Below are 1,359 nucleotides of genomic sequence, written 5' to 3' on the forward strand. Positions count from 1 at the left end.
ACTGTCTTCCCCATGCCACTCGTCACCGCCTTCGCGAGCAAGCCCGCTCCCACAGTGGTTTGTGATGCACACAGATTTCGTGAGCGACTCACACCCTGTGGGAGCTGGCTTGCCAGCGATGGCGGCCTTGAAGACACCCATGATTTTGCGCCTGAACCCATTCCTCTGTGGGCGGGCTTGCTCGCGAAAGCGCCGGCACATCCAGCATTAGTGGCGACTGATACTCCGCCTTCGCGGGCAAGCCCGCCCCCACAGGGTAATGGGTCTGGCCGGACGTTCAGAGCTGGCTGTCAGGCCGTCATCGCTGGCAAGCCAGCTCCCACAGGAATCGCATTCCGACAGGAGGAATGCGTAATTGCCGCAGCCAGGTCGGCTACCAGGCCCCCTCGGTTGCTGTGGCGGGCCCACGGAGCAGGACCGGAGCGAGGGCATGCCGAGCCTAGGCGAGGCACCGAACGAAAGGGGCAAGGGCGTTTGGTTACTTTGCGCCGGGCGGCGTTCCGCTTTTCAAAGTAACCCGCTGTAAAAGCGGAATCATAAGTCGCCGTTACCGCAGCAACGGATATGTCAACCAGCAAAACATCGCAACCCTGTAGCCGGCCACCTGATACGGGTGGCGCGATCCTTTTGACGACGCTTGAAGATCGGGCCCGGTCGCTGTTTGCGACGCCCGTCAACAAGGAGCCAGTCAGATGACTCGCATAAAAAAGTGGCTGCCGAAACTCGCCCTGCTGGCGACAACGGTCATGGCATTGTCGGCAACCGCCGGGGCTGCCGACAAACCCAACATTCTGGTGATTTTCGGTGATGACATCGGCCAGACCAACATCAGTGCCTATTCCATGGGCGTGGTCGGGTACAAGACGCCGAACATCGACCGCATTGCCCATGAAGGCATGATGTTCACCGACTACTACGCGGAGAACAGCTGCACTGCTGGGCGCTCGTCGTTCATTACCGGCCAGTCACCACTGCGCACCGGCCTGACCAAGGTTGGCGTGCCGGGCGCCCCGATCGGTATCCAGAAGCGTGACCTCACCATCGCCCAGGCGCTCAAGTCCCAAGGCTACGCCACCGGGCAGTTCGGCAAGAACCACTTGGGCGACAAAGACGAATTCCTGCCGACCAATCACGGTTTCGACGAGTTCTTCGGCAACCTTTACCACCTCAACGCCGAAGAGGAACCCGAGCGTCCTTATTGGCCCAAGGATGACCCGGACTTCGTCAAATCCAGGACACCCCGTGGTGTGATCCATAGTTTTGCCGACGGCAAGATCGAGGACACCGGTGCCCTCACCTCAAAACGTATGGAAACCATCGACGACGAAACCACCGCCGCAGCACAGGCGTTCATCGAGA

The 1,359-nt window shown here is 60.2% G+C and carries 1 protein-coding gene; it reads left to right on the top strand.

Annotation, left to right across the window (positions count from 1 at the left end; translation table 11 throughout):
- Positions 1–692: 692 nt before the first annotated feature.
- Positions 693–1,359: sulfatase-like hydrolase/transferase (locus D8U73_RS18645; RefSeq protein WP_153188976.1), on the top strand; the 667-nt coding region annotated here is incomplete at its 3' end.

Source organism: Pseudomonas sp. Sample_22 (assembly GCF_004307635.1).
GTDB lineage: Bacteria > Pseudomonadota > Gammaproteobacteria > Pseudomonadales > Pseudomonadaceae > Aquipseudomonas.